Below are 17,677 nucleotides of genomic sequence, written 5' to 3'. Positions count from 1 at the left end.
TGTCAAATAATAGCGAAAAAGCCCTTATTTTTTCGCTATAAATAAGGGTGATGTCAAAATATAGCGAATTCTCATGGGGGGCGACGAGATGCACCGGCAGCGCATAGTAAAGAGTATTGCCTGGCGCCGCCAAGAAATGCGTATGTACCGCCAGCGCACAGTAAAGTGGATGCGTTGTCTGAAACGTAGATGAATAGTGGGCTTGCGGCAAGATATAAAAGGATATAAAACAAACTAACAAGATATAAAGAGATATAAAAGGATATAAAAAGATATAAAGAGATATAAAACGTAGAATCCATTCACCACTTCTTTTGGGTCGATACCGGCGCAATTTATGGTAGAATAGGGGTTGAGATGTCTCCCATGGACAAAGGAGAATAACTAATGACCAATCACAAGGCCAAAGGCCCCTACGAAAAATTCATAAAAAGACCCATCGATTTCCTTCTGGCGCTTGTAGGACTGATAGTCCTGAGCCCCGTCATCATCATAACGGCAATTCTGGTGAGGGTGAAGCTCGGAAGCCCGGTGCTGTTTCGCCAGCCAAGGCCCGGCCGGAACGAGAAGGTATTCAACCTGTACAAGTTCCGCACCATGACCGATGAGAAGGATGCCGACGGAAATCTGCTTCCCGACGAGGTGAGGCTCACGGGCTTTGGAAAAAAACTTCGAAGCACCAGCATTGACGAGCTCCCCGAGCTTATCAATATCATAAGAGGCGACATGGCCATCGTCGGCCCCCGCCCGCTCCTTGTAAGATACCTTCCCAGGTACAACGAGCATCAGAAGCGCCGCCACGAGGTACGACCCGGATTTACGGGGCTTGCCCAGGTGAACGGCCGAAACTCCATCTCCTGGGAGGAGAAGTTCGACTGGGATGTGAAATACGTAGATAACATCACCTTCCTTGGGGACCTCAAGATCCTATTTGCCACAGTGGGCGTAGTCCTCGGACACAAGGGCATAAGCTCCGGCACCTCAGCCACCATGGAGGAATTCATGGGAAGCGAGCCGCAAGACGGCAAGTGAGGCCGCTTGCAATGAAGTGGCGAGCCGCAAGACAGCAAGTGAGGCCGCTTGCAATGAAGTGACAAGCCGCAAGACAGCAAGTGAGGCCGCTCACGATGAAGTGGCGAGCCGGGTAGACACCCAGGGAAAAGAAATAGCGAAGGACATAAACATGAGTGAAATAAGAATTCTCTTTACCGGCGTAGGCCGCAGGATCGAGCTTTTGCAGGCTTTCCGCAGCGCCGCGCTGGTTCTGGACAGGAAACTGAAGATTTACGGGGCAGACATGGCGGGAACCGCTCCCGCGCTGGCTTACTGCGACTTTACCAGGAAAGTAGTGGCCATGAAGGACCCCGGATACATAGACAATCTCCTTGATATTTGCGGTAAGGACAAAATTGACCTCCTGATCCCCACCATCGACACGGATCTTTTGGTGCTCTCCGAAAACCGTGAGAAGTTCGAGGCCATCGGCACTAAAGTCCTCATCGCGGACCCCGACAAGATCAGGATCTGCCGCGACAAGAACAATACCTCGCAGTTCTTTGTGGACTGCGGCCTCAAGGCACCAATGCCCGTCAACGACGTAAAGGCCTACAACGGCGGCTTCCCGGCGTTCATCAAGCCTAAGGACGGCAGCAGCTCCATCAATGCTTTCAAGGTGGAAAACGCCGAGGATCTTGAGATGTACGCCCGCCAGGTCGAGGACTACATCATTCAGCCCTTTGTTTCCGGAAAGGAGTACACCATCGATGCTTTCTGCGATTTTGACGGCAACCCCATTTCCATCGTGCCCAGGCAGCGCCTGCAGGTGAGAGCCGGCGAAGTCCTCAAGACGCAGATCTTCATGGATGAGACCATGGTAAAAGAGGCAGTGGCCATCTGCGAGAAGTTCCGTCCCCGCGGCCCCATCACCATCCAGCTTATCAGAGACGAAAAGTCCGGAGAGGACTACTACATAGAGATCAACCCCAGATACGGCGGAGGCGCGCCCCTGTCAATGAAGGCGGGAGCAAGAAGCGCCGAGTACGTACTCATAATGCTTTCCGGGGAAAAGATATATCGCCATTCCGCAATAGCTGATGGCGCAATCTACAGCCGCTTCGACCAGTCGGTATGCCTTGACGAGGGCAACTTCGCCGTGGCCGGCGCCGAGGCAACAGAGGCGGCCGCGTCCGGCAACGCAGAAAACACCGGCGCCGCCGAAGATAACTCTGTGAGCACCGGCGTCGTATCCGCCGCCGTAAAGGCCGTCATCTTCGACCTGGACGACACCCTTTATCCTGAGCGGGCATATGTAAGGTCCGGCTACAAGGCGGTTGCCAAATTCCTTGGAGACGATGCTTACGCAGACAGGCTATATGAGCTTTTTGAACAGGGCAAGCCTGCAATTGATGCACTCTTATCTGAGATAAACAGGCCCGAAGATAAAGAAAAGGCCCTTGATATCTACAGAACCCATAAGCCCGAGATCACCATGTATCCCGAGATGAAAAAGGCCCTTGAAACCTTGAGAGCAAGAGGGATCAAGCTTGGTATCATCACTGACGGAAGGCCCAACGGGCAGAATAATAAGATCGATGCTCTTGGTGTAAGGGATATGGTGGATGAGATCGTCATCACCGACGAGCTTGGAGGATCAAGGTTCAGAAAGCCCTGCGACATTGCTTTCCGCATAATGCAGGTGAGGTTCGCGCTGCCGGCAGAAGAGATAATGTATGTGGGCGACAACATTACCAAGGACTTTGCAGCTTCCATGCAGCTTGGAATGAAGAGCCTTTACTTTAAGAATCCCGAAGGAATTTACTATACAGATGAAGAGTCGGCGTTTTTTGCGCCCCACGACATAAAAGGGGTATGCGAGGCGCTCTGCGGCCTGCCCGCGAGCAGTGGCGCATCAGGCGCCGCCGCGAACACAGCCGCAACCCCCGCAGCCGCAAGCGCTGGCACGCCGGACGCTGCCGCCGCCCACAAGGAGGAATCATGAAGAAAGCTCTGATACTTGCCAATTCCTCCGCCGGCCTCTACGACTTTCGAAATGAGATTCTGACAGGCCTTGATGAGGAGGGCTACGAAGTAGTCATCAGCCTTCCCGACGACCTCAAGGTCAAGGAGATCAAAGACGAGGGTTTCAGGGTCGTTCACACGGACATAAACAGAAGAGGCGTTAATCCAATTCAGGACATGGCTCTTTACCGGGCTTACAAGGCTCTCATCAAAAGGGAAAAGCCTGATATCGTCCTGACCTATACCATAAAGCCCAATATCTACGGTGGATTTGCCTGCAGAAGGCTGAAAGTCCCCTACATTTCAACGGTCACGGGACTTGGCACCACCTTCGAGCGGGGCGGGATCCTCTTAAAGCTCATAGTCGCCATGTATAAGGTGGCCCTTAAGGGCTGCAGATGCCTCTTTTTCCAGAATGAGGAGAACAGAAGAAAGTTCGAGGACTGCGGCATCAGGGCCAAAAAGCACGTTACCGTAAACGGAAGCGGCGTGAATCTTGATAAGCACTATCCCGAGGAGTATCCGGGGCACAAGGATGACATCACCAGGTTCCTTTATATCGGCAGGATCATGAAGGAAAAGGGCATGGACGAGTACCTGGAAGCTGCGAAGATACTGCATGAGAAGTATCCCGGGAAGGTGTCTTTTGCGGCTGTAGGCTACTTTGACGATGCATATGAGGCACGGGTAAAAGAGGCAGAGAAGGCCCACCAATTCAAGATGATCCCCTTTGCCCGGGATATTCACCCTTACCTAAGAGAGGCGGATGCCATAGTTCATCCTTCCTACCACGAGGGAATGTCAAATGTACTGATGGAGGCTTCGGCTACGGCAAGGCCCGTCATCGCGTCAAACATCAGCGGATGCCGTGAAATAGTGGAGGATGGAGTGTCCGGAATCCTCTTTGAACCAAGGAGTACAAAGGCTTTGGTGAAGGCTCTTTTTACATTCATGGAAAAGGATGAGGCCCAAAGAAGAGAAATGGGCAAAGCCGCACGGAGACTGGTTGAGCAGAAGTTTGACAGACGTAGTATAATATTGACGTATATTAATGAGATAAAACAGATTACAGAATAAAGAATTATCTGGAGGAAACATAATGGATTTATATGAGAAGCTCCTTTCCGGAGAAGAGAAACTGTCACTTGTAGGCCTGGGCTACGTTGGAATGCCCATCGCCGTTGCCTATGCCAAGAAGATCAAGGTTGTGGGCTATGATTTCAACGCCGAGAAGGTGGCTCTTTACAAGCAGGGCATCGACCCCACAAGAGAAGTGGGCGACGAGGCCATCAAGAACACTACCGTTGAGTTCACTGCTGACCCTGAGAAGCTCAGGGAGTGCAAGTTCCATGTGGTTGCTGTTCCCACACCTGTTAACGATGACCACACACCGGATCTTTCCCCGGTTGAGGGCGCAAGCCACACACTGGGCAAGTACCTGACAAAGGGCAGTGTTGTTGTTTACGAGTCAACGGTTTATCCCGGAGTTACAGAGGACATCTGCGTTCCCATTCTGGAGCAGGAGTCAGGCCTTAAGTGCGGAGTAGACTTCAAGATCGGATATTCACCAGAGCGTATCAACCCCGGTGACAAGGTTCACAGGCTTGATACCATCACAAAGATCGTTTCCGGTATGGATGAGGAGACCCTGGATACAGTTGCCAAGGTTTACGAGCTGGTGGCTCTTGCAGGCGTATACAAGGCTCAGTCCATCAAGGTTGCCGAGGCTGCAAAGGTTATCGAGAATTCACAGCGTGATATCAACATCGCTTTCATGAACGAGCTGTCCATGATCTTCCACAAGATGGACATCGACACCAAGAGCGTTCTTGAGGCAGCAGGCACAAAGTGGAACTTCCTTAAGTTCTTCCCGGGCCTGGTTGGCGGACACTGCATCGGTGTTGACCCTTACTATCTGACCTATAAGGCTGAGGAGCTTGGCTATCACTCACAGATCATTCTTTCAGGCCGCCGCATCAACGACGACATGGGCAAGTACATTGCAGAGTCCTGCGTCAAGAACCTGATCGCAGCCGACATCCCTGTCAAGAATGCAAAGGTAGCTATCCTGGGCTTCACCTTCAAGGAAAACTGCCCTGATACCAGAAACACCAAGGTCATCGATATTTACAACGAACTGGGCGAGTACGGCATTAAGCCCGTGGTTGTTGATCCCCAGGCTGACGCAGCAGAGGCCAAAAGACTCTACGGCATCGAGTTCGACTCTCTTGATGCGGTAAAAGATATGGATGCTGTCATCGTGGCTGTGGCTCACGAGGACTTCAAGGATTACAAGCCTTCAGATATCGCAGGATTCTTTAATCCCGCTCACAAGACCAAGGTATTCCTTGACCTTAAGGGAATCTATGATATGAACGACTTCAAGGCTCCCGATTTTGATTATTGGAGGCTGTAAGCACTTGGCGAAGTTTTGTTGAGCCTAGTGCGCGCGTGTTCTGGCGAGCGAAGCGAGAGCAGAACTTCCTTGTTTAAGGAGATGATTTTATGAGCTATACAGAACTTAAATTCCCGGCAGATTCCGTCTTTCTTGTTACAGGCGGAGCCGGCTTTATCGGATCAAATATATGCGAGGCCCTTCTTAACATGGGCTACACCGTAAGATGCATGGATAACCTCTCAACAGGCCATATCGAGAACATCCAGCCCTTCATGGAGAACCCTAAGTTCACCTTTATCGAGAAGGACATCAGGGACCTGGATGCCTGCATGGAGGCCACAAAGGGCGTAGACTTCGTTCTCAATGAGGCTGCCTGGGGAAGCGTTCCCCGCAGTATCGAGATGCCTCTTTTGTACGAGGAGATCAACATCAGGGGCACCCTCAACATGATGGAAGCTTCAAGACAGAACGGGGTAAAGAAATTCGTCTATGCCTCAAGTTCCTCTGTTTACGGTGATTCCACAACCCTTCCCAAGAAGGAGGGACAGGAGGGCAACGTTCTTTCACCCTATGCCCTCACCAAGAAGACAGACGAGGAGTACGGCAAGCTTTACAAGAAGCTCTATGGACTTGATACCTACGGCCTTAGATACTTCAACGTATTCGGAAGACGTCAGGATCCCAACGGAGCATATGCAGCCGTTATCCCCAAGTTCCTCAAACAGCTTATGAACGGCGAGACACCTACCATCAACGGCGATGGCAAGCAGTCCCGTGATTTCACATATGTTGACAATGTTATCGAGGGCAACCTTCGTGCGTGCCTTGCTTCTTCAGAGGCAGCAGGAGAGGCCTACAACATCGGCGCCGGTGGAAGAGAGTTCCTTATCGACGTTTACCATCATCTTACAGAGGCCCTTGGCATGGACGTTGAGCCTAATTTCGGACCTCCAAGAGCAGGAGATATCAGGGATTCAAACGCTGACATCACAAAGGCCAGAGAGAACCTGGGCTACGATCCTTCCTTTGATTTCAGGGCAGGCATCAAGCTCGCAATCGAGTGGTACAAGGAAAACCTCTAATGCGTATCGCAATAAGACTGGATGACATCACTCCGGGAATGAACTGGGAGAATTTCCTTCGCTTCAAGGAAATCCTGGATAAGCACGGGGTCAAGCCCCTTATCGGAGTGGTGCCCGATGTAAGAGACAAGAAACTGCAGATCGACGATGACCGCCCCGATTTCTGGAACTATGTAAAAGAGCTTAGGCAGCAGGGCTGGATAGTGGCTATGCACGGCTTTTGCCATGTATATACCACTTCTTCGCCGGGTCTTTTCCCGATTGGAGGAAAGTCCGAGTTTGCAGGCGTCTCCTATAAGAGACAGGAGGAGATGATAAAGGAAGGTAAGCGCATCCTCGAGGAGCACGGGATTGAGACCGACCTCTTTATGGCGCCTTCTCATTCCTTTGACATGAATACCCTGAAGGTCCTTAAGGAGAATGGCTTTTACGGTCTTACCGATGGCTTTGGAACGGGGCCTTTCCGGTCTCATGGACTTGTCTTTTACCCGATCTCAGTGAGCAGGGCGGCCTCCTTAAAGAGCAAAAAGGATGGCATCGTTACCTTCGTATATCACACCAACACCATGAAGGAAGCGGATTTTGAGGACTTTGAGAAGCTTTTCGACAGGGCAGAGGTGGTTTCGTTTTCAGAGTACAAGCGCCTGGACGTTGAGGACAGGACGCTTCTTGGGGAGGTTTCCCGGTACTGCGTGGCAAGGGCCAAGTACCTGGCTGTGCAGGCAAGGAAACTAATAAAAAAATAGAGTTTGGGAAATTAAGAGCCGTCCTAAGGAATCCACCGCTAGCGGTAACTCCTTAGGACCTAAGAGGATTAAGGTATGGAAGAAGGATACGGACAGATCCGCGTGCTTCACGTGCTTGGCGGACTGGGGGTTGGCGGTGCCGAGTGCCGCATAATCGATCTATACAGAAACATGGACAGGGACAGGATACAGTTTGATTTTCTTGTGCACTATCCGGCAGAAAAAACGGGAAAAAAGAGTCCGACTTCCGATGAACTGATGGCAGTTCGCGAGCCGGACTATTTTGATAATAGCGTGTATAAGCTGGGAGGCCGGATTTTCTGCCTTCCGAAGTTCGTTGGCACAAATATGGGCGACTACAAGGCGGCCATCAAGAAGTTTTTCGCCCAGCACCAGAATGAGTGGAAGGTGGTCCAGGGGCACATGACCAGCACCGCGGCCATCTATCTTCCCATAGCCAAAAAGGCGGGGATCCCCATCTGTATCGCCCATGCCAGGAGCGCGGGAGTGGACAATGGCATAAAGGGCCTTGCCACAAGGTTTCTGCGCACGCCCCTTCACAAGGAGGGCATTACGGACTATAACTTTGCCTGCTCAAGGGAAGCCGGGATCTCGGTGTTTGGCCAGGATCTCACTGACAAGGGGCTGGTGAAGGTCATTCCCAATGCCATCGACCTTAAGAAATTCGCCTACAACGAGGCGGTGAGGAACAAGATAAGGGAAGAGCTTGGAGTATCCAATGCCCTTGTTATCGGGCATGTGGGGAGTTTCAGGTACGCCAAGAACCACGAGTTCCTTTTGAATGTCTTTGCACAGGTGTGCAGGCTTCTTGATAACGACGATCTTAATCAGTACAGCATGATGCACGGCATGAGGGTGCGGCTTTTGATGCTTGGAAAGGGCCCCCTTATGGAGGACATGAAGAAGCTTGCGGATAAGCTCCATATCTACGACAGATGCATTTTTGCGGGAAATAAGAGCAATGCCAGCGATTACTACCAGGCCATGGATTATTTCTGCTTCCCTTCAAGATATGAGGGGCTTCCCGGCAGCGTAATCGAGGCTCAGGCAGCAGGACTTCAGTGTCTTGTGTCTGATGCGGTGACACCTGAGGTCAACGTAACGGAGCTGGTTTCCATGATGAGCATAAACTCCGAGGCCAGAGACTGGGCAAGAAAGATCCTGGAGGATCTGACACTGCGCGAGGACTATCAGATTGATCCTCTTGAAGAGGAGATAAGGGTCAACCAGACCTTCACCGTGATCGCGGGAGAGCGCAGGGAGAGTGTGTTTGAGACCGACGACCAGCCTGATATCGACCTTCTTGACAAGGACACCGGCTTTGATACGGTAAATGTGCCTTCGGAGGTGGCAAAACCCAGGCACAAACTCATAGAGTATTCCATCGGCGACAGGGCCCAGAGCAGCGAATATATCCAGGGCAAGCTCAAGGGCGCGGGCTTTGACGTAAAGTCACAGGCCAGAATGATGGCTCTTTTCTACAGCAGAGGAAGATTTTAATGGATAATGGTAAAAAGAACCTGATGCTAATGGTGCCAATGCTGCACCAGGGCGGATTTGAGAGGGTCTGCATCAAGACGGCCCGTCTCATGCAGGATTACTACAACGTATATATTCTCATCTTCAGCTCCAAGGACATCAACTTTGATATCACGGGGCTTGAGGTGATCGACATTGATGTGCCCGCCAAAAAGGGCGTTGTGAACAAGGTCATCAATGTGTTTAAAAGAGTCCGCAAGACCCGCAAGATCAAGAAGGACCTTAAGATTGACATTTCTTACAGCTTTGGCGGCAGTGCCAACTACGTAAATACACTGTCCAAGGGCAAGGAGCGTGTCCTCACGGGACTTCGCTGCCAGACCGATATGGAGAACCCCAGGCAGGTAAGGCTCTTCTGCAGCAGGTCCACACAGGTGCTGTCCTGCTCAAGAGAGATAGTGCGGCAGCTCAAGGCAGACTTTGACTACGAGCGCAGCACCTACATCTACAACCCGCTGGACGTTACAGACGTGCAGAAGAAAGGTACCGAGCCCATCGACGACTTTCCTTTTGGTTCCCGTGGCCGGAGTCAAGGGACCACCCCGGAGTCCACACCTGCGCCCAAAGCAGAGGCAACCCCGGAAGCCACACCTGCGCCCGAAGCAGAGCCCAAAATCAAGGTCATCGCCGACATGGCCCGCAACGACTATATCAAGGGCATCTGGCACCTTGTGAAGGCTGTGGCCATTGTGGCCAAGACCCATCCGGAGGTGCGTCTGGTAGTACTTGGAGCCGGAAACTGGGACAAGTACAATAAACTTGCCAAGGACCTTGGAATAGAGGACAAAGTTGCTTTCCCGGGGCTTCGCAAGAACCCCTTCCCCTATGTTGCGGCGGCAGACCTCTACGTTTGCAGCTCCAATCACGAGGGATTTCCCAATGCGGTGCTGGAGGCCATGGCCCTTCATAAGCCCGTTATCAGCGCAGACTGCAAGACCGGGCCAAGAGAGATCCTTCTCTCCGACGATGAGTACAACAAGCTGATAACCGATATTCCGGACGGCAGCAGCCCTAAAGAGCCCATTCAGGGAAGCTTTGGCATTCTGGTTCCCGATATGGACGAAAACGAGAACTTCGACCCGAACGTAGTAACCGAGGGCGAGAAGATGCTGGCAAAAGAGATATCAAGAATGCTTGACGACGAGGAACTTATGAAGTCCTACGCCGACAAGGCCTACGAGAGAGCTCTTTTCTATACTCCCGAGAAGTACGCCGGCAGCATACATGAGATTTTGAAGAGGTACGAATAATGCATTACAAAGTAGTTGTTTTTGGTGTAAAAGATACATCGGAGAACATCATAGAATTTATCGAGAAAAAGATCTGCAAGGTGGACCTTATCATCACCATCGCGCCCAAGGTTCTTGAGCACAACCAGGTCTCTGGATTTAAGGGCCTTTCAGTCATGACAGAGAAATACGGGATCCCGGTATTTGAGGCAGACAGCTATTTCCTCAAGGACGATAAGACCACTGCCTTCATGAAGGAGAACACCTTCGACATCGGTATCGTAATGGGCTGGCAGAGGCTCATCCCCAAGGAGGTTCTCGACTGTTTCAGGGAGGGAATCTTCGGGTTCCACGGAAACTGCGGTTATCTCCCCTTCGGAAGAGGCCGCTCGCCCCTCAACTGGTCCATGATCCTTGGAGACACCAGGTTTAACTTAAACCTCTTTAAATACGACGAGAAAGCAGACAGCCCCAACGTCTTTGCCACCGAGATGTTCCAGATCAATGAGCACGACGACATCAGGACAGCTCAGTACAAGAACATGATCTGCTCCAAGAACCTCATCAGAAAGCTCCTTACCACTTACATGGAGAAGGGGCATGTTGAGATACACACAGATTCCAAAGACTTTGATTCGTGGTACAATAAACGTACAGCGGCAGATGGCAAGATCGATTTCCACGACAGGACCAGGAACATCTACAACCTGATAAGAGGCGTGGCTGCGCCCTTCCCGGGAGCCTTCTGCTACGCAGACGAGGAGGATGAGTCACGCAAAGTTACCGTGTGGCAGGCACATCCCTTCGATGAGATGATGGATTTTTCGGCCTATGCCCCGGGAGAGATCCTGGACGTGTTCGACGGAAAGCCCGTTGTAAGGACCGTTGACGGTTCACTTTTGATAGACAAGTACGAGAGCGAAGTTGAGCTCTCTACAGGAATGGTGCTTAAATAAATGGATAGTATTGCATTTCACTTAAACTGCCTTGTAAAGGGCGGCGCAGAGAGAGTTGTGTCCAACCTGGCCAATCAGTTCGCCGCGGAGGGCATCAAGGTATATGTGGCCACTGAGTGGCAGGACGAGGATGAGTTCGAGCTTGACGAGCGCGTCACCAGGGTTCACGTGGGCCTTCGCGAGGGCAATGAGAAGAAGAACCGCATAACCAAGTTCTTCCTCAGGGTCAAATACCTCAAGGAATTTATAAAGGAGTATCACCCGGATGTTTTGGTGGCTTTCGCTCAGAGAGCCAACTACCGCGCACTTATGGCAGCGGGCAAAAAAAGCACCGACATCCCGGTAGTCATCTCAATCCGTACAGACCCGGTGGGACACTACGACGCCTTCTCCGACAAGGTGCAGATAAAATGGCTGTTCCCCAGGGCTGCGGGCTGCGTTTTCCAGACCACCGGCCAGAAGGAGTTCTTTAAGCCCTACCTTCAGGAGAATTCAACCATCATCCTGAACCCGGTAAACCCCAAGTACTTCGGCGTAGAGCACCCGGCGGTTAAAGAAAAGACCGTCATGCACCACGCAAGGCTTGTGGACTTCAAGAATCAGCCCATGCTGTGCGAAGCTTTCCTCAAGGTTCATGAGAAGCACCCGGAGTACAAGCTCAAGATCTACGGCCCGGATTCCTTTGACGGAACCAGGGAGATCCTTGAGAAGATAATTGCAGAGAACCACGCCGAGGACTTTATCCTCCTTATGGGCGGCTCGGACGAACTGGAAAAAGAGATACCAAAGGGCGAGGTTTACGCCTTCTCCTCAGACTGGGAGGGGCTTCCCAATTCCCTTCTTGAGGCAATGGCCATGGGAATGCCCTGCGTTGCCACGGATTGTCCCTGCGGCGGCCCCAGGACCGTTATGACAGACGGCAAGAACGGTCTCCTTGTCCCCATCAAGGATGCAGATGCCATGGCAGAGGGGCTGCTTAAGCTCATCGAGAACCCGGAACTTGCAAAGAACCTGGGAAAAGAGGCAGCGAAGATAGAAGAGATAACAAACGGCGAAGCTGTATTTGTTCAGTGGAGAGATTACCTGGACAAGGTCATCGCAGAGCATAAGAAGAAATAGGAGAATAACACATGTTTTCATACGACGATTACAGGGAAATACTTAGAGTGATAAAAGAAAGCGGACGTTATTGCACATACGAAGAGGCCAAGAACAAGAGCGAGTTCATCATCATGCGCCACGACGTTGAGTACTCTGTTGAGAGAGCCTATGCTCTGTCCAAGGTTGAGGAGAGCATGGATATGAGGTCTACATTCTTTTTCCAGTGGACCAACAATTCCTACAACATCCTCTCAAGAAAGAACAGGGACATCCTCACAGACATGCATGAGAGAGGCCAGATCATCGGTCTTCACTTTGCCCTTAACGGCATGACAGACATGAACCTTATCAGGGAGAGGATAAAACAGGAGATGGATATGCTCAGCGACATGCTGGGATTTGAGATCAATTCCTTCTCGATCCACAGACCCTCACCTCACGTACTTGAGGAGAACATCAAACTTCCCGGAATCCTCAACGCCTATCAGGATGATTTCTTTACCTTTGATCCCAAGGCTACTCCCGAGTCAGATCTTGAGGTCAAGTACATGTCAGATGCCAATCATATCTGGCGTTATGGTTACCCCGACGAGGAAACCATCGAGAAATACGACAAGATCCAGATCCTGACACATCCCTTCGCCTGGACCAAGAAGGGATACGACAACCTGGATAACTATAAGACACTGGTCAACGAGAAGTACATCGAGATGATCGATTCCATCGACAACGAGTGCAAGGACTTCGGACCTTTAAGGGACAACTTCGAAAAGCTGCCCATCGAGATCTGAAGCAGGCGTCAGCGCAACAAGGCCGCGGCCTGAAACAACATTAAGCGACATCACCGGAGACAACATACATGTGCGGAATCTGCGGATACGTATCTAAAAAAAGAATAACTCAGGAGCAGCTCCGCATCATGAACGACACCATGTACCACAGGGGACCGGATGATCACGGAGAAGAAGTCTTTGTGGGGCAGAGTGACTATATTGTTGGTTTTGCACAACGAAGGCTTGCGATTCTGGATCTTTCCCCGCTGGGACATCAGCCCATGCATTCACAGGACGGGCGGATTTCCGTGGTATTTAACGGCGAGATCTACAACTTCCTGGAACTTAAGGAGGAGATGAAGTACTATTCCTTTAAGTCCTCCTGCGACACCGAGGTCATCATTGCTGCCTACCTTAAGTGGGGCATTGACATGGTGGACCACATTCACGGCATGTTCGCCATAGCTCTTTATGACAGAAAGACCGAAGATGTCTACCTTATAAGGGACAGGATAGGCAAGAAACCTCTTTTCTACTGGCTTGAGGACGGCAATCTCGTCTTTGCCTCAGAACTTAAGCCTATCATGAAGTGCCCGGGCTTTAAGGGAGAGATCAGGCAGGACCTTCTTTCCAGGTTCCTCTATCAGCAGTACATAACGGCTCCCGACACCATCTTCAAGGATGTGTACAAGCTGGAGGCCGGCGGTATTCTTAAGTTCCATCAGGGCGAGATCAGGAAGTGGAAGTACTGGGATATCAAGGACGTCTACCACAAGATGGCGGCGGACCCCGTAACGAGCTACGAGGAAGCCAAAGAGGGCCTTAAGGGCAGGCTTCGGAAGTCCGTTGTGAGCAGGATGATAGCCGATGTGCCCCTGGGAACCTTCCTTTCGGGAGGCTATGATTCTTCGCTGGTAACGGCAATGGCCCAGGAGTTTTCCGATAAGCCGGTGAAGACCTTCTGCATAGGCTTTGACGTGCCAAGGTACAACGAAGCTGAGTATGCAAAAGAGATAGCGAAGTACCTGGGAACTGACCACACGGAGCTCTACATCTCGGAGAAAGAGATGTTCGACCTTGTGAGCAGCATCCCTCAATATTACGACGAACCCTTCGCAGACAACTCTCAGATCCCTTCAATGCTGGTAAGCAAGCTGGCCAAGAAGGATGTGACCGTAGCCCTTTCGGGAGACGGAGGAGATGAGTTCTTCTGCGGTTACAATGTGTATGACAACGTGGCCCTGGCCCAGAAACTGGAGGTTCCGGGAGCCATAGCACATGCCCTTGGTCAGATCCCTGTAGGTAGCGGCAGGCTCATAGACAGAATGCCCACTAAGGTAAAGGTTCTGGCTGCAAACAGTAATCCGGAGACCAAGACCCAGCTGGTGGCGGACGGATACCTTAAGGCTGCAGCAGCCTTTGTGACAGGTGATGAGTCTTTTGACGACTCTATTCTCTACCCCTATGAGAGCAGGTACGAAGTAAATAACTTCCAGGTAAGGCGCATGCTTCTTGACATGGACACCTATCTTCCCGAGGATATCCTGGTGAAGATGGACAGGGCTTCCATGAAGTACTCCCTGGAAAACAGATGCCCCATCATGGACACCGAGGTCATGGAGTATTCCTTCAGGATCCCCCACAGGTTCAAGTACTACAAAGGGGACAAGAAGCACATCCTAAAGGATATCGCCTATGACTATATTCCAAAAGAGCTTTTGGAGAGGCCAAAGACCGGCTTTGGAGTTCCCATGGATGAGTGGCTCCGCGGCCCGTTGAAGGAGGCGCTTCTTGACTACAGCAGCACAGCCTTCCTTAAGCAGCAGGGTCTTTTCCATGAGGAATATGTGCCGAAGTTTATAAATGACTATATCATGAAGGGGGATGGCGGCCCCGGCACCGGAGCGAATTTCAGCAAGATCGCCTGGTCCTTCTTCATTTTCCAACAGTGGTACAGCTACTATAGGATGCTGTAGAGACGGAAGGTGCCGCGCAGATCACATGAACCGGTTACAGCAAGTCCTGAACGAGGCGCTGCGCAGCCCGCATGGGGCGGTGCACGCTGCAATATCGCGCGCTATTAAAAGAGAAAGGAACTACATATGACAAGAAAAGAAGTTTTTGAAAGAATGAACGAAGTATTCAGAGATGTTTTTGATGATGAGGATATCGAGGTTAATGACGAGACAACAGCCGACGATATCGAGGATTGGGACTCTCTTGAGCATATCAACCTTGTAAACGCCATGGAGGAAGAATTTGGCGTTAAGTTCACCATGGGCGAGATCGTTGCCCTCAAGAATGTGGGCGAGATGGCAGACCTTATCATCAGCAAGCTCCAGTAAAGGAAAGAGACGGACTCGCAGCCTATGAACGAATACAGATTTGAGGACATCGTGTCCAGGGAAGAGGATAAGGCAAATTACACCAGGGCGGAGTTTACCGTTACCGTAACCGCCGAGATGATGCGCAGTTTCCTTGATATCACCGGCGACGTAAACCCTCTCCACAACGACGATGAATTCGCAAAGAGTAAGGGCTTCAGTGGCCGGGTGGTCTACGGGATGCTGACCTCCTCCTTTTATTCCACCCTTGCCGGTGTGTATCTTCCCGGCAAATACTGCATTCTTCACAGCGTGGAGACTGCTTTCAGGTTCCCTGTGTTCATCGGGGATACCCTCACCGTGTCAGGGTTTGTTAAGACCAAACACGATACCACGAAGACCATGGAAATTTCAGCGCAGATCCTTAACCAGGATGGCAAAAAAGTAGGAAAAGGCAAGATTCTTGCCGGGTGCATGGATGAATAACAACAAAGTATTTCTGATACTGGGCGCCTCATCGGATCTGGGGCTGGCCCTGGTGCGCAAACTTAACGAAGACTATACGGACAGCACTTTCTGCCTCCACTACCATTCAAGCAGTGAGGCCTTGGAGGCGCTGCCTTTTTCTAACGGGAACAGGAGCCTGCTCTTCCAGGCTGACCTCTCTTCCGATACGGATGTGCAGGTCCTTCTGGATGACCTTGCGGCAAAAGAGCTGTCTCCTACCCATATAGTTCATCTTTGCGCGTCAAAGATGATGTATACGAAGCTCAAGGACTTCGACGCCGAAAGGCTTGATAAAAATGTCCGGATCCAGGTATATTCTTTTGTCCGGATCCTGAAAGCATTTCTGCCCGGCATGGCAAAGCGCAAGGAATACGACAAGGTGGTGGCAGTGATCTCCTCAGTAGCAAGCGGCAAGCCGCCTAAGTCAATGCTGGAGTACACTGCGGTCAAGTCCATGCTTCTTGGAGTTATCAAGCAGCTTGCAGCCGACTACGAAGGTAAGAAGGTGTGCATCAACGGTGTTTCGCCTTCAATGATAGAGACCAAGTTCCTCTCGGACCTTGATCCAAGGCTTGTTGAGATGGCTGCTGAGGTAAGCCCCGAGAACAGGAATGCAAAGCCTGAGGACATTGTTCCTGCCATAGCATTTCTTTTGTCCGAGGACAGCAACTATATGAACGGCGTGAATCTTAACGTCAGCAACGGAAGCGTTATCATCTAAGAAAAAATCATCTTAAGGGAATGACAGAATTGAAAAATACAGCAACTAACGGCAAAAAACATATCGCAATGTATATAGGCTCCCTCCAGAAGGGCGGAGCTGAGCGCGTCATGTCCAATCTGGCGGACTATTTCTTTGAGCAGGGCTACAGGGTGACTCTGGTCACCACCTACCTTGCTCCAAACGAGTACGAGGTTAAGCACGCGGCCTGGAAGCAGGTTCCTGCGGGTGCTGACGGGGGCGAGCAGGTAATGGACCTTGACGAGAACCCTGTCTGGGTTGATCCAAAGGGCGGCGAGAAGGACGGCATAGAGCGCGTATTCTCAGGTCTTTTACCCAGCGAGCAGAAGGACAGACTCACTAACTTCAGCCTCAGGAAAAAGAAACTTCGTGAAACCTTTAAGCAGGTGAATCCGGATGTAATCTTAAGTTTCATGGGCAAGAACAATATCATGGCCCTTTCAACAGCTACCAAGGATGGATATAAGGTGGTTGTATCGGTTAGAGCCGATCCCGATATGGAGTACTCGACCGCAGCCATGAAGAGCGCCATGCTGGCAAACTTCGGCAAGGCAGCAGGAGTTGTGGTACAGTCCAACGGGGCTAAGGAGAAATTCCCCAAGTTCATTCAGAAAAAGTGCGTGATACTTCCCAACTCCATGGATCCTTCCTTTGTCAGGGAAAGAGGTAAGGGAGCCAGGGAGAAGAAGATAGTAATGGTGGCAAGGCTAAACGCCAATAAGAACCAGGCTTTGGTCATGGAGGCCTTCAAGGACGCCACTGCAGAGAGATTTCAGGATTATATCCTGGAGCTTTACGGAGACGGGCCTGACAGGCTTAAGCTGCAGCGCCATGCCATGAACCTTGGAATCGAGAACAAAGTTGTGTTCAAGGGCAATGTTAAGCACGTTGCGGAGCATATAGAGAAGGCAAAGCTCTTTATTTTGGCTTCAGACCACGAGGGCATGCCCAATTCACTGATAGAGGCCATGTCTCTGGGCGTTGCTTGTATTTCAACGGACTGCCCCTGCGGAGGTCCGAGAGACCTTATCACAGACGGCGTAAACGGACTTCTGGTACCGGTTCAGGACAAGAAGGCACTGACAGAGGCCATTGTGAAGATATTGGAGAACGATGTGCTGGCCGAGAACCTGGGCATTGCAGCAACAAGGGTTCAGAGGACCTATGCCCCTGACGTTGCAAATGCAGCCTGGAAGCAGTACATGGATTCTGTTATCGGAGTCAGATAGCGTGAAATAGCT

At 51.1% G+C, this 17,677-nt stretch carries 16 protein-coding genes; all 16 read left to right on the top strand.

All coding sequences use genetic code 11. The features are described from left to right. The first annotated feature begins 387 nt into the window (after positions 1–387). The 16 genes from T456_RS20685 to T456_RS0117960 all read left to right on the top strand — a co-directional run bounded on the left by T456_RS20685 (position 388) and on the right by T456_RS0117960 (position 17,665). Complete coding sequence (locus T456_RS20685; RefSeq protein WP_035802295.1) at positions 388–1,032, top strand: sugar transferase; 645 nt, start codon at positions 388–390, stop codon at positions 1,030–1,032. Positions 1,033–1,183: 151 nt separating this feature from the next. Next, on the top strand, positions 1,184–2,998 hold the full coding sequence (locus T456_RS21690) for an HAD-IA family hydrolase (protein WP_024867394.1): 1,815 nt from the start codon (positions 1,184–1,186) through the stop codon (positions 2,996–2,998). Beyond that, positions 2,995–4,095: a glycosyltransferase family 4 protein gene (locus T456_RS0118025; protein ID WP_024867393.1), complete on the top strand. Its 1,101-nt coding sequence runs from the start codon at positions 2,995–2,997 to the stop codon at positions 4,093–4,095. The genes T456_RS21690 and T456_RS0118025 overlap by 4 nt, the downstream gene beginning before the upstream one ends. Before the next feature lie 22 nt (positions 4,096–4,117). Beyond that, complete coding sequence (locus tag T456_RS0118020) at positions 4,118–5,434, top strand: nucleotide sugar dehydrogenase (protein ID WP_024867392.1); 1,317 nt, start codon at positions 4,118–4,120, stop codon at positions 5,432–5,434. Positions 5,435–5,523: 89 nt separating this feature from the next. Next, on the top strand, positions 5,524–6,498 hold the full coding sequence (locus T456_RS0118015; protein WP_024867391.1) for an SDR family oxidoreductase: 975 nt from the start codon (positions 5,524–5,526) through the stop codon (positions 6,496–6,498). Next, positions 6,498–7,244, top strand: coding sequence for a DUF2334 domain-containing protein (locus T456_RS0118010; RefSeq protein ID WP_024867390.1), 747 nt, complete (start codon positions 6,498–6,500; stop codon positions 7,242–7,244). Before T456_RS0118015 ends, T456_RS0118010 begins: the two co-directional genes overlap by 1 nt. 75 nt (positions 7,245–7,319) lie before the next feature. Further along, entirely contained in the window at positions 7,320–8,765 is a 1,446-nt protein-coding gene (locus tag T456_RS20675) for a glycosyltransferase (protein WP_024867389.1), read from the top strand. Next, on the top strand, positions 8,765–10,054 hold the full coding sequence (locus tag T456_RS0118000; RefSeq protein WP_024867388.1) for a glycosyltransferase: 1,290 nt from the start codon (positions 8,765–8,767) through the stop codon (positions 10,052–10,054). The genes T456_RS20675 and T456_RS0118000 overlap by 1 nt, the downstream gene beginning before the upstream one ends. Next, positions 10,054–10,989 carry a methionyl-tRNA formyltransferase gene (locus T456_RS0117995; RefSeq protein WP_024867387.1) on the top strand — a complete coding sequence of 312 codons (936 nt, stop codon included), beginning with the start codon at positions 10,054–10,056 and terminating at the stop codon, positions 10,987–10,989. Before T456_RS0118000 ends, T456_RS0117995 begins: the two co-directional genes overlap by 1 nt. Next, a complete protein-coding gene (locus tag T456_RS0117990) occupies positions 10,990–12,108 on the top strand; it encodes a glycosyltransferase (protein ID WP_024867386.1) in 1,119 nt (372 codons plus the stop codon). 11 nt (positions 12,109–12,119) lie between these two features. Continuing rightward, on the top strand, positions 12,120–12,881 hold the full coding sequence (locus T456_RS0117985; RefSeq protein WP_024867385.1) for a hypothetical protein: 762 nt from the start codon (positions 12,120–12,122) through the stop codon (positions 12,879–12,881). A 68-nt stretch (positions 12,882–12,949) separates the two neighbouring features. Further along, positions 12,950–14,839 (top strand): asparagine synthase (glutamine-hydrolyzing), encoded by a 1,890-nt coding sequence (asnB, locus tag T456_RS0117980; protein WP_024867384.1) that lies wholly within the window; start codon positions 12,950–12,952, stop codon positions 14,837–14,839. Positions 14,840–14,965: 126 nt separating this feature from the next. Continuing rightward, positions 14,966–15,208 (top strand): acyl carrier protein, encoded by a 243-nt coding sequence (locus T456_RS0117975; protein ID WP_024867383.1) that lies wholly within the window; start codon positions 14,966–14,968, stop codon positions 15,206–15,208. 24 nt (positions 15,209–15,232) lie between these two features. Further along, the gene (locus tag T456_RS0117970) at positions 15,233–15,673 is read left to right on the top strand and encodes a MaoC/PaaZ C-terminal domain-containing protein (protein WP_024867382.1); all 441 of its coding nucleotides are present in this window, start codon (positions 15,233–15,235) and stop codon (positions 15,671–15,673) included. Next, on the top strand, positions 15,666–16,415 hold the full coding sequence (locus T456_RS0117965; RefSeq protein WP_024867381.1) for an SDR family NAD(P)-dependent oxidoreductase: 750 nt from the start codon (positions 15,666–15,668) through the stop codon (positions 16,413–16,415). Before T456_RS0117970 ends, T456_RS0117965 begins: the two co-directional genes overlap by 8 nt. A 29-nt stretch (positions 16,416–16,444) precedes the next feature. After that, a complete protein-coding gene (locus tag T456_RS0117960; RefSeq protein ID WP_197026910.1) occupies positions 16,445–17,665 on the top strand; it encodes a glycosyltransferase in 1,221 nt (406 codons plus the stop codon). Positions 17,666–17,677 lie beyond the last annotated feature (12 nt).

This window comes from Butyrivibrio sp. FCS014, from assembly GCF_000526935.1.
Classification (GTDB): Bacteria; Bacillota; Clostridia; order Lachnospirales; family Lachnospiraceae; genus Butyrivibrio.
This window is presented reverse-complemented; position numbering and strand designations above follow the sequence as displayed.

What these genes read in the sequence shown, in the direction of transcription:
- T456_RS0117990 (WP_024867386.1), top strand. Translation starts at nt 10,990, where the DNA reads ATGGATAGTATTGCATTTCACTTAAACTGCCTTGTAAAGGGCGGCGCA.
- T456_RS20675 (WP_024867389.1), top strand. Translation starts at nt 7,320, where the DNA reads ATGGAAGAAGGATACGGACAGATCCGCGTGCTTCACGTGCTTGGCGGA.
- T456_RS0117975 (WP_024867383.1), top strand. Translation starts at nt 14,966, where the DNA reads ATGACAAGAAAAGAAGTTTTTGAAAGAATGAACGAAGTATTCAGAGAT.
- asnB (WP_024867384.1), top strand. Translation starts at nt 12,950, where the DNA reads ATGTGCGGAATCTGCGGATACGTATCTAAAAAAAGAATAACTCAGGAG.
- T456_RS0118025 (WP_024867393.1), top strand. Translation starts at nt 2,995, where the DNA reads ATGAAGAAAGCTCTGATACTTGCCAATTCCTCCGCCGGCCTCTACGAC.
- T456_RS0118015 (WP_024867391.1), top strand. Translation starts at nt 5,524, where the DNA reads ATGAGCTATACAGAACTTAAATTCCCGGCAGATTCCGTCTTTCTTGTT.
- T456_RS0118010 (WP_024867390.1), top strand. Translation starts at nt 6,498, where the DNA reads ATGCGTATCGCAATAAGACTGGATGACATCACTCCGGGAATGAACTGG.
- T456_RS21690 (WP_024867394.1), top strand. Translation starts at nt 1,184, where the DNA reads ATGAGTGAAATAAGAATTCTCTTTACCGGCGTAGGCCGCAGGATCGAG.
- T456_RS0117995 (WP_024867387.1), top strand. Translation starts at nt 10,054, where the DNA reads ATGCATTACAAAGTAGTTGTTTTTGGTGTAAAAGATACATCGGAGAAC.
- T456_RS0117965 (WP_024867381.1), top strand. Translation starts at nt 15,666, where the DNA reads ATGAATAACAACAAAGTATTTCTGATACTGGGCGCCTCATCGGATCTG.
- T456_RS0118000 (WP_024867388.1), top strand. Translation starts at nt 8,765, where the DNA reads ATGGATAATGGTAAAAAGAACCTGATGCTAATGGTGCCAATGCTGCAC.
- T456_RS20685 (WP_035802295.1), top strand. Translation starts at nt 388, where the DNA reads ATGACCAATCACAAGGCCAAAGGCCCCTACGAAAAATTCATAAAAAGA.
- T456_RS0117985 (WP_024867385.1), top strand. Translation starts at nt 12,120, where the DNA reads ATGTTTTCATACGACGATTACAGGGAAATACTTAGAGTGATAAAAGAA.
- T456_RS0117970 (WP_024867382.1), top strand. Translation starts at nt 15,233, where the DNA reads ATGAACGAATACAGATTTGAGGACATCGTGTCCAGGGAAGAGGATAAG.
- T456_RS0118020 (WP_024867392.1), top strand. Translation starts at nt 4,118, where the DNA reads ATGGATTTATATGAGAAGCTCCTTTCCGGAGAAGAGAAACTGTCACTT.